The 16,044-nt window shown below is 37.0% G+C and carries 13 protein-coding genes; all 13 read left to right on the forward strand.

The features are described 5' to 3' along the window. Positions 1-134: 134 nt before the first annotated feature. Complete coding sequence (locus tag JOD29_RS18575) at positions 135-2,606, forward strand: hypothetical protein (protein ID WP_205101737.1); 2,472 nt, start codon at positions 135-137, stop codon at positions 2,604-2,606. Next, positions 2,606-3,541, forward strand: a complete 936-nt coding sequence (locus JOD29_RS18580) for an ABC transporter ATP-binding protein (RefSeq protein WP_124766831.1) — start codon at positions 2,606-2,608, stop codon at positions 3,539-3,541. The genes JOD29_RS18575 and JOD29_RS18580 overlap by 1 nt, the downstream gene beginning before the upstream one ends. Further along, the gene (locus JOD29_RS18585; RefSeq protein ID WP_124766830.1) at positions 3,538-4,398 is read left to right on the forward strand and encodes an ABC transporter permease; all 861 of its coding nucleotides are present in this window, start codon (positions 3,538-3,540) and stop codon (positions 4,396-4,398) included. The genes JOD29_RS18580 and JOD29_RS18585 overlap by 4 nt, the downstream gene beginning before the upstream one ends. Before the next feature lie 13 nt (positions 4,399-4,411). Continuing rightward, positions 4,412-5,857 carry a hypothetical protein gene (locus tag JOD29_RS18590; RefSeq protein WP_124766829.1) on the forward strand — a complete coding sequence of 482 codons (1,446 nt, stop codon included), beginning with the start codon at positions 4,412-4,414 and terminating at the stop codon, positions 5,855-5,857. Positions 5,858-5,873: 16 nt separating this feature from the next. Beyond that, on the forward strand, positions 5,874-6,869 hold the full coding sequence (locus tag JOD29_RS18595) for an AAA family ATPase (RefSeq protein ID WP_124766828.1): 996 nt from the start codon (positions 5,874-5,876) through the stop codon (positions 6,867-6,869). Further along, entirely contained in the window at positions 6,866-7,744 is an 879-nt protein-coding gene (locus JOD29_RS18600; RefSeq protein ID WP_124766827.1) for a DUF58 domain-containing protein, read from the forward strand. Before JOD29_RS18595 ends, JOD29_RS18600 begins: the two co-directional genes overlap by 4 nt. A gap of 11 nt (positions 7,745-7,755) precedes the next feature. Continuing rightward, on the forward strand, positions 7,756-9,507 hold the full coding sequence (locus JOD29_RS18605; protein ID WP_124766826.1) for a vWA domain-containing protein: 1,752 nt from the start codon (positions 7,756-7,758) through the stop codon (positions 9,505-9,507). Beyond that, complete coding sequence (locus JOD29_RS18610; RefSeq protein WP_124766825.1) at positions 9,491-12,094, forward strand: VWA domain-containing protein; 2,604 nt, start codon at positions 9,491-9,493, stop codon at positions 12,092-12,094. Before JOD29_RS18605 ends, JOD29_RS18610 begins: the two co-directional genes overlap by 17 nt. A 151-nt stretch (positions 12,095-12,245) precedes the next feature. Continuing rightward, the gene (gene dnaX / locus JOD29_RS18615; protein ID WP_124766824.1) at positions 12,246-14,024 is read left to right on the forward strand and encodes a DNA polymerase III subunit gamma/tau; all 1,779 of its coding nucleotides are present in this window, start codon (positions 12,246-12,248) and stop codon (positions 14,022-14,024) included. A 49-nt stretch (positions 14,025-14,073) separates the two neighbouring features. Beyond that, positions 14,074-14,388, forward strand: coding sequence for a YbaB/EbfC family nucleoid-associated protein (locus JOD29_RS18620; protein ID WP_124766823.1), 315 nt, complete (start codon positions 14,074-14,076; stop codon positions 14,386-14,388). A 10-nt stretch (positions 14,389-14,398) separates the two neighbouring features. Next, on the forward strand, positions 14,399-14,995 hold the full coding sequence (recR, locus tag JOD29_RS18625) for a recombination mediator RecR (protein WP_124766822.1): 597 nt from the start codon (positions 14,399-14,401) through the stop codon (positions 14,993-14,995). A 17-nt stretch (positions 14,996-15,012) separates the two neighbouring features. Further along, entirely contained in the window at positions 15,013-15,225 is a 213-nt protein-coding gene (locus JOD29_RS18630) for a YaaL family protein (RefSeq protein WP_124766821.1), read from the forward strand. 133 nt (positions 15,226-15,358) lie between these two features. Then, the gene (locus JOD29_RS18635; protein ID WP_124766820.1) at positions 15,359-15,628 is read left to right on the forward strand and encodes a pro-sigmaK processing inhibitor BofA family protein; all 270 of its coding nucleotides are present in this window, start codon (positions 15,359-15,361) and stop codon (positions 15,626-15,628) included. Positions 15,629-16,044: the final 416 nt, after the last annotated feature.

A 16,044-nucleotide genomic window follows, 5' to 3' on the forward strand; every position in this document is an offset into this window, starting at 1 on the left:
AATTATAAGCTCATAGAAGAGCATTTAATAAAAAAGACAAAATCAACTTACCTTGTTGATTTTGTCTTTTTTTATTTTTTAGGAAGAATAGGTGATGAAGAAGGGCGAACAATTTCTTAATATTTATTAATAAAATGGAAATTATGGAACTTAATTTACAGTTAAACGTACCAATTATTAAAGTGGAAATTAAAGGGGATGGCATTTTGAGTAAAAGATATTTTTATATTGCATTTCTTATTGCAATCATTTTGAGTTTTATACAAATTACGCCTGCTAGCGCGGCACCAAATCTAGAGGTGAAAATGGATGTTGGAGTTAATAATAAAGTAAAATATTCCACTCCACTCCCACTAAACATCACAGTAACAAATAGTGGTTCTGCTTTTTCGGGTGATTTAGTCATTGATGCGGCTGAATCATACGCGCTTGGTTCTGGCCTCGTTTATCCAGTAGATATTGCAGAGGGTGAGACGAAAACTATTCAACTCTATCTAAATGGGCTATCGGATGATTATATGTATTCTAATAATCAGCAATATCGTTTGGTTTACTTTTATGAGGGTGGCCTAGAAAAAGGAAAATTAATTGATTACAAGGGTTCGGCAAATGCTAGACCTCAATATTATGAACCTGAAGCCACTTTTATTTATACATTAACTGAAAATAGTGACCGTCTTTCTGCCTTATTACGGTTGGGGCAAAATACACCTCAAGGTTATGAAGTATTCCACTTGAACCAGTTGAAAAACTTTGAGTACCCAACAGATTCAAAAGGCTTTGAAATGGCTGATATTTTAGCGGTTGATGAAGAGAGTATTACGGACTTGCCGCAAGATGTGCAACAGGCCATTTATGACTGGGTAGAACAAGGGGGTACATTATTAGTAGGTGCTTCTGATCAACTAAGTGCTTCGATGGGAATTTTCCAACAACGTTTACCTTTAAAACTACTAAATGAACGACAGTCTGTATCTGCTGATAGCTTAAAAACATTAACTGGCGGAGGGATCTTCACACAGAACATTGATGTTTATCATGCTGAGGAGAAAGAAGGAAGTAAGAGACTTGTAACGGCAGGAGATACTTTATTAGCAGCATCTTCAACTGTTGGAAAAGGGATGATTATTCAAACTACCTTTTCGTTAGGAGATCAGCCATTAGCTTCAATGGATGGATACAGTAAGTTGTTAACTCAGTTGTTAAATACACATTCACAAACAAAGTCAAATTCTGCCACAAATTATATAGGAAATTATGCGGATTATTTACCTTATGAAGTCGGTTCTGTCAATGAGTTATTTCCTTCGTTTGAAGTGTCACCCACTGCTCTGATTATCATAGTGATTGTTTATATTTTATTTATTGGTCCAATTCTGTACTTTATATTGAAACGATTAGATAAAAGGGAACACGCATGGTGGATTATCCCTGTTATATCCGTTGCTTTATCTCTTTGTATGTTTATACTTGGCGCTAAGGATCGTCTTGTACAATCACAAATTCAACAGTCTGCTTTTTACGAAGTGAATACGGATGGCAGTTTAACAGGTCACTATGTTGAAACAATTTTGTCAAATCGAAGTGGCGATTTTACTTTTACAACCGATAAAAATACAACTGCTGTTGCCACTCGAAATATTGGAGGGATGGGTGGTCCAACAACGGAAAGGTTACATGAAAAGTCCTACGTCGAACAACATGCAAGTGGTTCTAGCATTACACTACAAAATTTAAAGTATTGGTCAGTGCAATCCGTTGTGGGGGAAACAGTGATTCCAAATGCAGGAAAAATGGATATAAGCTTAACGTTAAAGGACGGCAAGCTTGAAGGGGCAATAAAAAATAACTTCCCGTTTAAGTTAAAGGATGTAGCCATTTGGTCAGGATCTAGAGAATATGAATTCGGCGATATTGAAGCAAATGAAACATTACAAGTTTCTAGAGATCTTAATACATCGTTATTGCTTTCACCAACTATCTCAAATTATGCATATACGTATCCTCAAACAAAAGGGGAATTACTTCCAGCACGACTAGAGAAATTAAAGTACGGAGCTGGTGGATTAATAGATGGAGAGCGATTACCGGCAGTGATTGCTTGGGCAGACGAAGCGCTTGTTGGAATTGAATTAGATGGAAGTGCTGATGTATCACCTGTTTCATTTATGATCCAAACATTTGAACCAAAAGTGGAATTTTCAGGTGAATTTAAACTTAATCAAGATACATTAGAAGAAACACTTGAGCCCAAAACTCAATATGGCTATATGGATTTAATTAATCCTGCTACCAATGAGTGGTATCTAGATCAAGGGGAATATGATTATTACGTATCCATGCCAATGGAGTTAAATGATAGTGTGTCGAACTGGACTGAAATAATTATTTCTAACAAAGCGTCAAATTCGATGAAATTATCTATTTGGAATGTTAAAACATCACAGTATGAAGAAATTACAGAAAACAAACACGCTATTAAGGAAAATGTAGGAAATTACTTATCACCTGATGGTCAAGTAAGAATTCTAGTAGATTTCAAAGATAATGGTTTAGGTTTACCAGTTATAATGCCTGGTGTCGAAATTAAGGGGGTAGCGAAGTAATGATTGAAATTCAAGGGTTAACAAAAAAATACGGGTCCTTCACTGCCTTAGACAATCTGAACTTAAAAGTAGAAGAAGGAGTTGTATTTGGGTTTGTTGGTGCAAACGGTGCTGGTAAATCTACGACATTTTCAATTTTGGCAACACTGCTATCTCCAACATCAGGTGATGCACTTATTAATGGTAAAAGTGTAGTGCAAGAACCAAGGGAAGTAAGAAAACAAATTGGATATATGCCAGACTTTTTCGGTGTTTATGATCAGTTAAAAGCAGATGAATACCTAGATTTTTATGGGGCTAGTTATGGACTTTCTAGTTCTGAACGGGAGGTCCTAATTCCCCAGTTACTTGAGCTCGTCAATTTAACGGGTAAAAGATATGAATATGTTGATTTACTATCACGTGGAATGAAGCAACGACTTTGTTTAGCCCGTTCACTAATCCATGACCCAAAAGTATTAATACTAGATGAACCCGCGTCTGGTTTAGACCCTCGTGCACGTGTAGAAATGAGAGATATTCTAAAACATCTAAAATCAATGGGTAAAACGATTTTAATTTCATCGCATATTTTACCTGAACTTGCAGAAATGTGTGATGAAATTGGGGTGATTGATAATGGAAGGCTGATTGCCCACGGAAATGTAGCAACCATTCAAGCTCAATTACAAGGGGATAAACGAATTATTGTAAAGGTCATTAATCAACTTGAGCGAGCACGTGCCTTCTTTGAAGAAGACCCTCATATTTCATCTATCGAATTAATTGAGGAGAGAAATGAAATTGCCTTTAGTTATCGTGGTAAACCAGAAGACCAAGTGAAGCTTTTACAAAAGGCATTACTTGCTGAAATTCCTATTTATACGTTAACTGAAGAAGAAAAAGATTTAGAAGATGTATTCATGGCTATTACGAAAGGAGCGGATACGGAATGATGAATCATTTTTCGAACCCAGTGTTATTGAAAGAATTAAAATTACGTTTCCGTGCCTTTAAAAGTTTTTCAGGGTTAATGTTTTACCTAGTCGTACTATGTATTTTTGTTGCTGGGTTTTTATTAGTATATACGCAATTTACTGGAACAGGATTCTTTAGACCTAGCGAAAGCTTTGCAATGTTTGCAGTACTGAGTATGCTTCAAATGGGGCTTGTTATGTTTATAACACCCGGATTAACAGCAGGTGCAATTAGTACCGAACGAGAAAAACAAACGTTAAACATTTTATTAACTACAACGCAAAGTTCAAGTCAAATTATTATTGGGAAACTTTTATCATCTGTTGCTTTTTTAATTTTATTGTTGATCGCAGGATTACCACTGTATAGTTTAGTGTTTTTATTTGGTGGTGTTTCGCCATCACAATTAATCACGATTTTTTTACTTTATTTATTAACACTAATTGCTATCGGTAGTATAGGGATCATGTTTTCGACGATTACGAAAAAAACAATAGTTTCAATGATTGCAACATATGGAGCCATGATATTTTTAGCTGGAATCACGGCATTTTTCTTCTTTATTGGCATGTCAATGGAACAAATGTCAATGGCTCAAGGAACATCTACGAACCAGACGCCATTCTCCCCTATCACATATTTTTGGGCGAGTATTAATCCAGGAGCATTGATGCTTACAATTCTTTATCCAGACCTTGCCACTAGTCTTGAGTCACTAGTTGGAATTTCTCTGCCGATTTGGATTGTATATATTATTTTTTATTGCTTGATTACCATCTTGTGCTTAACTATTGCCATTCGTAAACTACGTGCAAATATGAAAACTAATCGATAAGGGGAAATTGAGAATGGATCGTCAAAAAATCTTAAAACACTTTGTTAGACGAGCGAAGAGAAGTTTAGCTATTGAAAAGATGCTGCCAACTATACAACATGGTATTTTATGTGCCTTGATTTTTAGTGCGGCGATCCTTCTTATTTCTCGACTGTTTATTTTTCCTTACTACAGTAATGTTTCTCAGGGTGTAGGGGTAGGCACACTGATCATAACGGCTATCATTACTTGGTTAAAAAGGGTTAAAGAGAAGGAAGCATTAACAAGACTAGATGCTTTTTATCCTCATAATGAACTCGTTACTGCACTTTCATTTAAAGAGGAACAACATCCATTAGTAAATGTTTTATTAACAAAAGCCGAAAAGGAATCAGTAACTTCTTATGAACTATTCAAAAAACGTGAAAAAAAGTTATGGAAGGCAAAATCCCTTATTGGAATTTTAGTAATGGCTATTGTTTTAGGGGTCTTAACGATCTTCCCTTCTGCTACTCAACAAGAAGCAGTAGTAATTGAAAAGGAAGATAAGATTATAAAAGAATTAAAGAAGGATATTACAAAGTTAGAGGAAAGAACTCAATCTGAACAGATTAAAAAGCAACTACAGGAGCTAGCAAATTCTTTGAATAAAGCTGAAACGTCGGAAGAAGCTTTACGTGAAGTTGTGAAAAAGCAAAAGGAATTGCAACTACAGGAACAACAGTTAAAAGAAAAGGATCAATTGGCCCAACTTGGCGGCTCAGACGAATCAAAATCGTTAACGGCTGAAGAGCAAAAACGATTACAAGAATTAGCGGAATTACAAAATGAATTTGCGAATAACGCAAACAATACACAGTCAGCGTTAGGGAAGCTAGGAAAACCAATTAGTTTTGATTTACAGAATGCAATTGCACAAGGATCTGAATCGCAAATAGATGATACTTCATCAGAATCAGATAATAATTCATCGAGTAATACAGAAGATCAAAACCAAAGTAATTCACAAACTGGCGGACAAAGTCAACAGGGCCAAGGTAATAATAATGGCCAAAACCAAGGAAATAGCAGTTCAAACTCTGGCCAAGGTCAAGGGAATAATGGGTCATCTGGTCAAGGGCAAGGTAATGGTGGTGGAGCAGGTCAAGGGGCTGGTAATGGCTCAGGCACTGGTGGTCAAGGTCAAAGTAGTGGCGGAAGAGGAGCAGGATTAGGGCAAGGCAGCCGAGACTTGTTGTCTATTCCAGAACGAATTGGAGGAAGTAGTGAAACTACAGCAGATGGTGGTCCTCTTGGTGAGGGAGAGGAAGTTGGAGAACAGAAAGGGTCTGTACCTGTTACAAGAGGGAATGTTCGTCCATACGAAGAAGTCCTAGGTAATTATAAAGATAGTTATATAGAGAGTTCAGATCGAATGAAATTACCTAAGGATTTGCAAGACATTGTGCAATCATATTTTTCTTCAATTGAAGCGGAATGAGTAGGGGGACTTGAGGATGACATTTAGTGAAGAGCAGTATATAGAAATAAGCCAACAATTAGTAGCAGTTAAAAATGAAATTAGTAAGTTTATTGTCGGGCAAGAAGAAGCGATTGACTATACATTGTATTCTGTCTTAGCAGATGGGCATGCACTTTTAGAGGGGTTACCGGGATTAGGTAAAACAATGTTAATTCGTACAATTTCAGATGTATTGGATTTATCCTTTTCCCGAATTCAGTTTACGCCGGATTTAATGCCAACTGATATTACTGGAACCAATATTATTGAAAGATTGGAAAGTGGTAAGCAGCAATTTGTCTTTCAACCTGGACCAATTTTTAGCCAAATGGTACTTGCGGATGAAATTAACCGTGCGACACCCAAAACGCAAAGTGCCCTACTAGAAGCAATGGGCGAAAAAACAGTGACCATTTTAGGTGATACAAAACAAATGTCGAAACCATTTTTTGTTCTTGCCACACAAAACCCGATTGAAATGGAAGGAACATACCCTTTACCAGAAGCGCAAATGGATCGTTTCTTATGTAAAATCCTAGTCCCATATCCGTCGAAAAAGGAACTAATGGAAATCATGAAACGTACAACAGGTGCCCAAGAAATATCTTTAGGAAAAATTATGAATACCGAGGGGCTAATTCATGCACAAAAAATGGTGAAGGAAGTATTAGTAGCAGATGAAATGATGGAATACGCTGTAAACCTAGTTGTCGCCACGCATCCGGAGGGAGAAGCCTCATTGCCAGAGGTTCAACAATTTGTCATGTATGGTAGTGGGCCACGAGGTTTACAAAGTATCATTAAACTAGCAAAAGCACGGGCTGTTATGAATGGGAGATTCCATGTTTCGATTGCTGATATTAAATCTGTGGCGAAACCTGCTCTTCGTCATCGCATGATGTTAAATTACGAAGGTGAAGCATCTGGTAAAACGGCAGATGATGTGATAGAGGGTATACTAAATACTATCCAACAAGGCATTGGCTTATGAACCAATTCCCTTTAATACTACCTGATGATTGGGTTTCAAAAATTAGCCGTTTCTCAATTGCCACCTCATCAAAAATCCGTGGACATCATAAAGGATCGCATCGGTCCCAACGTTTTGGTTCCTCTTTAGATTTCTCAGATTTCCGTGAATATACTTTAGGTGATGATGTCCGACAGGTTGATTGGAATGTATTTGCGCGAACAGAAAAGTATTTTATTAAGCGCTTCCTCGATGAACAGGAAATGCGAGTACATATTCTACTCGATTCTTCTCGTTCTATGGGAGAAGAAAAGAAATGGTTATTTGCCAGACAAATTACAGCTGCTATAGGACTGATGGTATTAAACCGTGATGATCGATTATCATTTTCTTATATTCATGAGGAAAATAAGCCAATGTTTCGGAAGAAAGGGTCTACCTATCGGAAAGCCTTCTTAGAAACTGTTTCAAAAATAGACAATGCACAGTTTAAGGGTAGCTTTGCTAAAGAAGGTTTAAAGGCATTACCAAAGGACAATACTATTCTTTTTATTATTACGGATGGTTTAGAGAAGGTTAGTGAGTGGGAGCAGTTTTTTAAACGATTGCCATCTTTTGTGCGGGATATTCGGTGTATTCAAATTGTAACGGAAGAAGAATTAAAACCTGCTTTTACAGGTGATGTAAGGCTGATTGATGCAGAAACGAACGGGGAAATAAATGTATCGATGACAAATCGCGTATTAGCCGACTACCAAAAAGTACGTACAGCCCATGAAACAGACTTTGATGCCTTATTATATCGCTTTGGTATTCGAAAGTTAGAACTTGTTGTAGAAGAAGGACTTCAACATGCAATTTTTCAAAAACTATTAAGGACACATTGGATACAGTGAGGTGAACGGTCATGGGTTTTAGTAATTTCATATTCTTATGGACGTTGATTTTTCCAATCGTTGTCCTTCTTTATTACTTTTTTCGTAAAAAGTATCAAAATCAACCGGTGTCTTCTACTCTTTTTTGGTCAGAGGTCATGCAAGAAACGAAGGTCTCTCCTTATTTAAAACATTTACAGAAAAACCTCTTACTTTACTTACAATTATTAACCCTTATTTTACTTGTCCTATCCCTTATGAATCCGTTTGTTAAAACGTCTAAAATGGCTGGGGAACAAGCAATTTTAATAGTTGATACTTCAGCTACAATGCTTGCAGGAAAAGAAAACTCCACCTTTGATGATCATAAGAAGCAAATGTTGTCACTTGTTTCAAGTATTGGTGGCCGTCCAGTAACAATCATTACAACAGGTGATGAACCACAAATCATTGTACGACAGGAAACTAATCAAAATATTGTTGAAAAGGCAATTAACGAATTAATAGTCACATATGAAGAAGAGCAGTTACCAAAGGCTATTGATGTAGCCCACGCATTTATTGGAGATACCCCAACGTCTATTTATTTATATACAGACTCAGTGGAACGTGGCGAATTACCAATGGAGAGTGACCACGTAAAGTGGATTGTAAAGGGTGCAGAGTCGGATTTAGAAAATGTAGCCATAACTCGTTTTGCCGCAACTGGTACAGAAGAGAATGCACAAGCACTTATTCAAATTCACAATCAAACTTCAGAAGAACAACAAGTTGAGCTTTCCATTACTAACGAAAGTGGAGAAGTAGTTTTTGAAGAACTCCTTAATGTTTCTGCAGAAGATGAAATAACGAAAACGATTGAGGAAATAAAGGCTTCTAAATTCCTAACAGCACAAATACAAGTGGAAGATAACTATAAAGTCGATAATTCATTTGTAACAGTACTAGGGCTAAACAATTCCTCCATTGTAGTGGATCAACAGATGCATCAACTCATTCAAAAAGGTTTTCAAGTATTAAATCATGAGGTGAAAATTGTTCCGTCAGATCAACTTATGAACTTGAGTAGAAACGCCATCATTGTGACAAGACAAACCGAGTTGTTAGAGACAGCAAATTCACCAATTGTTTTGTTTGGTCGAAATGATCAATCTCCTGAAGAGGTAAATAGTTTAGTAGATGTTTCTGAGGACCCACTCTTTGCTTTTAGTCCTTTGGAAGATGTGTATGTAAGTAGTGTTTATCCTGCATTTGAAAACTTTGAGACGATAGCAACCATTGGGGAAAAGCCATTTATTCAGCGTTCTCCAAGGGGAGATATTATTGTTTTATCAGATATACAGGCAACAGACTGGCCATTGCATCCTTCCTTCCCACTATTTTTATGGAGTATTCAAAATGAATTAGTAGAAGGGACGACATCTATAGGAACATTTTCACCAAATGAGCATCGTACAGTTTCCTTAACACCTGGCGATTGGTCTATTTATTCAGCCAATAATGAATTTGTATCGGCATTTGACAAACTAAGTGATTTCAGAGCACCGATAGAGCCTGGTGTTTACAAGGTTCGTTCGAATAGTGAGGAAAAACAAATGGTTGTTCAACTTTCAGGACAGGAGCGGATCCTGAAGGAGGGGAAAAGTTTTGAGCTTGGTATGGTTCAAAATAATGGTAAAGAAGAGACATCACAAAGGAATCTTCTCATATGGCTATTAATCCCGATTTTATTGTTACTTATGATTGAGTGGGAGGTGCAACGTAGACGTGGATTTACGAATTGAATTTCCTCTCGCATTATTGTTACTGATTCCAATAGTAGGATACTTTGTATGGACATGGTGGCGACATAAACTACAATTAAAGAAAGGTTATCTAGTAGTATTTAGTATTCGAATTATTGCTGTCATTTTGCTTGTTTTTGCAATGGCTTCCCCTTATTTATTGTTACCAGTAAAAGAGGAACAAGTTGTTTTTTTAATTGACCGTTCTGCATCGTTAGAAGGAACTGAAGAGTTAGCAACACAGTATATTGAAGAGAGTTTAAAGGCTAAAAGGGAATCTCACTTGGTCGGTATTTATTCTTTTGCCTCGAATGTTCAGACGGAAACAATTGTTTCGCCTTCCCTAGAGCATGTTCCACAATTTAGTGAAATGAAGGGTGAGCAAGATACAAATATTGAACAGGCTCTACAGCTAGCTTCTAGTGTCGTAGACCAAAATAAGGCGACACGAATTGTGTTACTTACAGATGGATTAGAGACAAAAGGAAACGTATTAGAGCAATTAACTAAAATGGTAGGAGCCAATATTTCAGTCGATGTCGTGCAACTAAGTAAAAATGTTGACACGGATGTTTCAATTCAAAGTTTTACTACACCTCAGATTGCTTATGCAGGTGAGCAACAAAATTTAATAACAGAAATTGAAGCGACTTCTGGAACAGATGGTGACTTATATTTATATGAAAATGACCAACTCATCCACCAAGAAAAGATTCAATTAGAAGAGGGACGCAATGTTATTTCTTATGCACATGTTGGTCAGGCTGAAGGTTTAGTCAAGTATGAGGCACTTATTCAAGTAGAACAGGATGCTTTCATAGAAAATAATAAATTAACAAGTATCACAATGGTTCAAAGTCCACCTCGCTTGTTAATTGTTAATGATGAAGATCAAGGGTCATCTATTGTCTCAGCATTAGGACCAAATGCTATCGATTACGATGTAATTACTTCAAATGAACTACCGGGGTCATTATCTAGTTATTTGCACTATAACGCAATCATTTTTGATAATATTCCAGGGCACCTTGTTGGTGAATCAAAAATGGAAGTTATTGAGCAGGCTGTTAAAAACTTTGGCGTTGGATTCATGATGGTAGGTGGAGAAAATAGCTTTGGTTTAGGTGGATATTTTAAAACTCCGATTGAGAAGTTATTGCCAGTCGAGATGGAAGTGAAAGGGAAGCAGCAATTACCATCTCTAGGGCTAGTTATTGTTCTGGACCGGTCAGGAAGTATGATGGGGCCAAAAATGGAACTCGCAAAAGAAGCAGCAGCTCGTTCAGTTGAATTACTTCGAGAAGGGGATACACTTGGCTTTATTGCATTTGATGACAGGCCATGGGAAGTGATTGAAACAGCCCCTTTAGAAAATAAAGAAGAATCCGTGAATACTATTTTATCTATAGCCCCTGGTGGTGGGACAGAAATCTATTCCTCATTAGAGATGGCTTATGAGAGATTAGGAAATTTGGAACTTCAACGTAAACATATTATCCTTCTGACAGATGGACAGTCATATACGGCTAATAGTTACGAGAATTTAATTGAAGAAGGAAAAGGCAATAATATCACTCTCTCAACGGTGGCAATTGGCTCCGATGCTGATGTGAATTTACTGCAAATGCTTAGTGATACGGCTGGTGGGCGTTTTTATAGTGTGCTTGATGAAACAATGATTCCTTCGATTTTATCCCGTGAAACCGCAATGATTTCTCGGACTTATATTGAGGATAATCCGTTTTATCCAATTGTTTATCGTGCGGATGGTTGGAATCATTTGTTTGAAGCTGGTGTCCCGCAAATGAATGCTTATATTGGAACAACTGCTAAACAAACGGCATCAGTTATTGCCGAGAGTGAGAAGGAAGATCCTGTTCTAGCGGAATGGCGGTATGGCCTTGGGAAATCCATTGCCTTTACTTCCGATTCAACAGGTGCCTGGACCGGTGATTGGGCACGGTGGGATGAGTGGTCTAACTTCTGGCAAACAGCTATTTCAAGAATGTTGCCTTCCTATAATGATGTTGCGTATGACATTCGTTTAGATGCCGATGGTTCATTTATAATAACGGACCCAACAAACAAAGCGGCCTTTTTAGATGTTGCGGTTGTAAATGAAGCGGGAGAAGTGTTGGAAGTTCAAGTAGAGCCACTCTCTGCAAGCACAGTTCGCACAGTAGTAGATGTAGAACCAGGTCTAGTATTCTTTAGAATATCAGGTGAAGAAGGGTCAATTTATCAAGCGGGTCTCACAGTTCCATATAGCGCGGAGTATGAACTACAACCTCCTAATGAAACGTTGCTAACTGAAATTACTGAACGAACAGAAGGAGGCATTTTAAGTCTAGATGAACCAGCTGCTGCCTTTCGTGAATTTTCAGTGAATGGTGCAGAACGGCAAACTATTACTACTTGGTTAATACTTGCGTCTATCTTGTTATTCTTTATTGATATTACATTAAGGCGATTTGGTTGGGGTGTATTACGATCAGTAGTAAAAAGTCGAGAGCAGGCTGATATTATACAACCAGATCAACAAGAAACAAATGTTGCTCAGTTATTGAAAGAAATGAAGAAAAGATAGTATAGGAATAAAGAGTTATTTCATGATGTTGAAATAACTCTTTTATTTGGAGGAGAAACTTACCTCTTTTGAATGACAATAGAGGAAATGGTAGTCCAACTTATGCTATAATTAACTTATAAAATTGTAATAGTAGAAGGGGAGGAAATAGTTGACGTATCAAGCATTTTACCGTGTCTATAGACCGCAAAGTTTTCGCGAAATGTCTGGTCAAACACATGTAAAAAGAACCCTTCAAAATGCTCTTCTAGCAAATAAAACTACTCACGCTTATCTTTTTTCTGGCCCACGTGGTACTGGGAAAACAAGTACAGCAAAAATATTCGCCAAAGCATTAAATTGTGAAAAGGCACCTTCTAGTGAACCATGCAATGAATGTCCAACTTGTATTAGTATTACAGAAGGATCACATCCGGATGTAATTGAATTTGATGCCGCTTCCAATTCTCGTGTTGAAGAAATGCGCGATATTATAGAAAAAGTACGATTTGCTCCAGCAAGTGCTCGTTTTAAAGTGTATATTATCGATGAAGTGCATATGCTTTCTACAAGTGCATTTAATGCACTATTAAAGACATTAGAAGAACCGCCACCACATGCTGTCTTTATTTTGGCTACTACGGAGCCACATAAACTTCCAGCTACTATTATTTCACGCTGTCAACGGTTCGATTTTAAACGTCTTTCATCTACTGATATTTTGGAGCGTATGAAAATTATATTGGAGGATATTAATCTCCCTTATGAAGAACAAGCACTAAAGGTAATTGCACAAGCAGCTGCTGGTGGAATGCGTGATGCATTAAGTTTACTTGACCAGGTTGTTTCTTTTAGTGGAGAACAGTTAACACTCGAAAATGCCTTACTTGTAAGTGGGTCAATTAGCCAAGAAGTTTTTTATGAGTTAGTGAATGCGCTAAGGGAAAAAGAAATTGCAAAGGTCCTTTCATTGATTGAAGAGCTTGTAGCCGATGGGAAAGATCCATTGCGTTTAATAGAGGATCTTATTACCTTTTTCCGCGACTTATTACTACTGCAAACGAGTAAGGAGCTTGAAGAGTTACTGGAACTTGTTACACCTGAAGAAAAGTTTATTTCACTTGCGCATGCGTTTAATGCCGACATCCTTTATGGATATATCGATATACTATCTAAGACACAGCAAGAAATGCGGTTTTCTCACCATACGAAAATATATATGGAAACAGCTCTCTTAAAGATGGCACAGTTTTCGGGAAATGCTACAAGTATGAATCATACTGTTCCTAGTGCCATCGATCCCGCACTACAAGAAAAGGTCACTAATCTTGAAATGTTAGTTCAGCAATTAACACAACAGCTTCAAAATGGTGCTGTAGTTCAGGGAAATGTAGGTTCACAACCTAAAGAAGCACCACGCCCTAGAGCGAAGTCAGCAAATGGTTATCAACCACCTGCTGGGCGAATTCGTGAAGTGTTAAAAGGAGCAACAAAACAAGATATTCAAAAAATTAAAAGTGTTTGGGTTCAAGTGCTAAATCAAATGCAAAAGTCACAAGCAGCATTATTAGCTGAAGCGGAACCAGTTGCGGCATCTACTAGTGCTTTTGTGGTAAAATTCAAGTATGATATACATTGTCAAATGGTAGCAGAAAATAAAGGATTTACCTCATTCTTTTCTCAGGCTTTATCTCAACAAACAGGTTCCATGTATGAAATGTTGTGTATTCCAGAAAATCATTGGGTCACACTACGTGAACAATTCATACGTGAAAATAAGCTAAATAATAAAAAGGATCCATCGGGGCATTCTGATGATGCTTTAATAGAGGAATCAGTACCAGGAGAACCATTTATTGATGATGGGCAGGTTGTTATTTCTGACGACCCACTGGTAGCAGAAGCTGAGAAAATGTTTGGTAAAGATTTTGTTGAGGTTGTAGAAGACTAATTTTATGATCTGCCAGAAAAATTATTGATTATTTAGGAGGAATTTACTTATGCGCGGTATGGGAAATATGCAAGGTATGATGAAAAAAATGCAAAAAATGCAAAAAGAAATGATGCAAGCACAGGAAGAATTAAATGCACAACAATTTGAAGGTGCTGCAGGCGGCGGAATGGTTAAGGTTACTGTAAATGGCCAACGTGAAGTACTTAGCGTAAACTTAGATCCATCTGTAGTAGATCCAGATGATGTTGAAATGTTACAAGATTTAATTGTAGTAGCAACAAATGAGGCGTTAAAAAAAGTAGAAGAAACTACTGCATCAACTATGGGTAAATTCACGCAAGGTTTAAACCTTCCATTCTAGGGGGTAGAAAATGTATTATCCTGAACCAATATCAAAGCTAATTGATAGCTTTATGAAATTGCCAGGTATCGGTCCGAAAACTGCGGCTCGACTGGCATTTTTCGTTTTAACTATGAAAGAAGATACTGTAACAACATTTGCAAAGGCATTAGTCGATGCGAAAAGGAATTTAACGTATTGTTCCACATGTGGACATATTACAGATATCGACCCATGTCAAATTTGTTCCGATCAACAACGTGATATATCAACCATTTGCGTTGTACAAGATCCTAAAGACGTCATTGCAATGGAAAAAATGCGTGATTATCACGGTTTATACCATGTATTACATGGTGCAATCTCGCCGATGGATGGTGTGGGGCCAGAAGATATAAATGTTGCTTCTCTAATTACTCGTTTACAAGACGAACGCGTAAAAGAGTTAATTTTAGCAACAAACCCCACAATAGAAGGGGAAGCAACTGCAATGTATATTTCTCGTCTTGTAAAACCATCTGGAATCCGTACAACACGTATTGCACATGGCCTACCTGTTGGTGGTGATTTAGAATACGCGGATGAAGTAACTTTGTCTAAGGCTTTAGAAGGAAGACGTGAACTATAAGGTGAGTGACAATCTGGATGTTTAGCCGAAAAGGGAAGTTGAAAAAAGAGTTTGATGAAAAACTGGTCCATTTAATTAAGGAAACAAAAGAGGACTGGAACCAAGCGAAAGTCCTGGAAGGATTACTCGATGATTATGACTTGGATGTAATTGCTGAACGTAAAAGAACAGAAAGCATTCACTTTTACTTATTTAAAGAAGCCAGAATTAGAAAAATATTAATACGTTAAATACAAATAAGAGTAGCTGCAAAAGCATATGCTCCTATGAACCATTTGATTTTCCATTCAGTGCTTGGCAAAGTAAGCCTAATTTGATCCTGGTTTAACTGAATCACAAATGATTAATGGAAAGGGAGTTTGAATGTTAACATACTTTGGCATCGGTGTATTATTTGCGTTACTCTTATTTGGTTTTATTCTAGGTAAGAAAATTGGATTTGGTGTCATCTTTGAAAAGTTAGCAATCCTTTGGTTTAAATTAGCGTGCTCATTTGCTTTATTATTTTTAATACATATCATTGCAGATGGATATGATATTGTTGTCCCGGTTAACTTATTTTCAGCCATCACAATCACAGTTCTTGGTTTACCAGGAGTCCTGTGTATTGGTGTTTTAACAATTCTTCAATAAAAATATCAAAAAAGTATTGCATGAATAAAGTTATTATGATACATTATTTAATGTCGTTGAGACGACGCAGTGAATTGAAGTATTAATTTTAATTTCGTATCTCACACGACTTAATTTTTTTAGCCTGTCTTATTGACAAGAAGTTAAAAAAACGATAAAATAATAAAGCTGTCGTGGAAATGATTTGTAAAACAGATCATTGAAAATGCATATTATGTTTGTTAAACTTACTAATTCGCTAAGAAAATAGTGGTTTATATGAACCTTGAAAACTGAACAACAAAACGTTAATGAAATAAACGTTTCTTTTAAATAAGAAACAAAATTTTGGACATCAAAATTGATGCCAGCAAATTTGAGCTTTATCAAATTTTCTTTTATGGAGAGTTTGATCCTGGCTCAGGACGAACGCTGGC

Source organism: Lysinibacillus composti, from assembly GCF_016908465.1.
In the GTDB taxonomy this organism is placed as follows: domain Bacteria; phylum Bacillota; class Bacilli; order Bacillales_A; family Planococcaceae; genus Ureibacillus; species Ureibacillus composti_A.

Bases quoted from the DNA above. Each gene is read 5' to 3' on its own strand.
- JOD29_RS18595 (WP_124766828.1), top strand. From the start codon at position 5,874: ATGACATTTAGTGAAGAGCAGTATATAGAAATAAGCCAACAATTAGTA.
- JOD29_RS18580 (WP_124766831.1), top strand. From the start codon at position 2,606: ATGATTGAAATTCAAGGGTTAACAAAAAAATACGGGTCCTTCACTGCC.
- JOD29_RS18630 (WP_124766821.1), top strand. From the start codon at position 15,013: ATGTTTAGCCGAAAAGGGAAGTTGAAAAAAGAGTTTGATGAAAAACTG.
- JOD29_RS18605 (WP_124766826.1), top strand. From the start codon at position 7,756: ATGGGTTTTAGTAATTTCATATTCTTATGGACGTTGATTTTTCCAATC.
- JOD29_RS18600 (WP_124766827.1), top strand. From the start codon at position 6,866: ATGAACCAATTCCCTTTAATACTACCTGATGATTGGGTTTCAAAAATT.
- JOD29_RS18585 (WP_124766830.1), top strand. From the start codon at position 3,538: ATGATGAATCATTTTTCGAACCCAGTGTTATTGAAAGAATTAAAATTA.
- JOD29_RS18620 (WP_124766823.1), top strand. From the start codon at position 14,074: ATGCGCGGTATGGGAAATATGCAAGGTATGATGAAAAAAATGCAAAAA.
- JOD29_RS18575 (WP_205101737.1), top strand. From the start codon at position 135: ATGGAAATTATGGAACTTAATTTACAGTTAAACGTACCAATTATTAAA.
- recR (WP_124766822.1), top strand. From the start codon at position 14,399: ATGTATTATCCTGAACCAATATCAAAGCTAATTGATAGCTTTATGAAA.
- JOD29_RS18590 (WP_124766829.1), top strand. From the start codon at position 4,412: ATGGATCGTCAAAAAATCTTAAAACACTTTGTTAGACGAGCGAAGAGA.
- JOD29_RS18635 (WP_124766820.1), top strand. From the start codon at position 15,359: ATGTTAACATACTTTGGCATCGGTGTATTATTTGCGTTACTCTTATTT.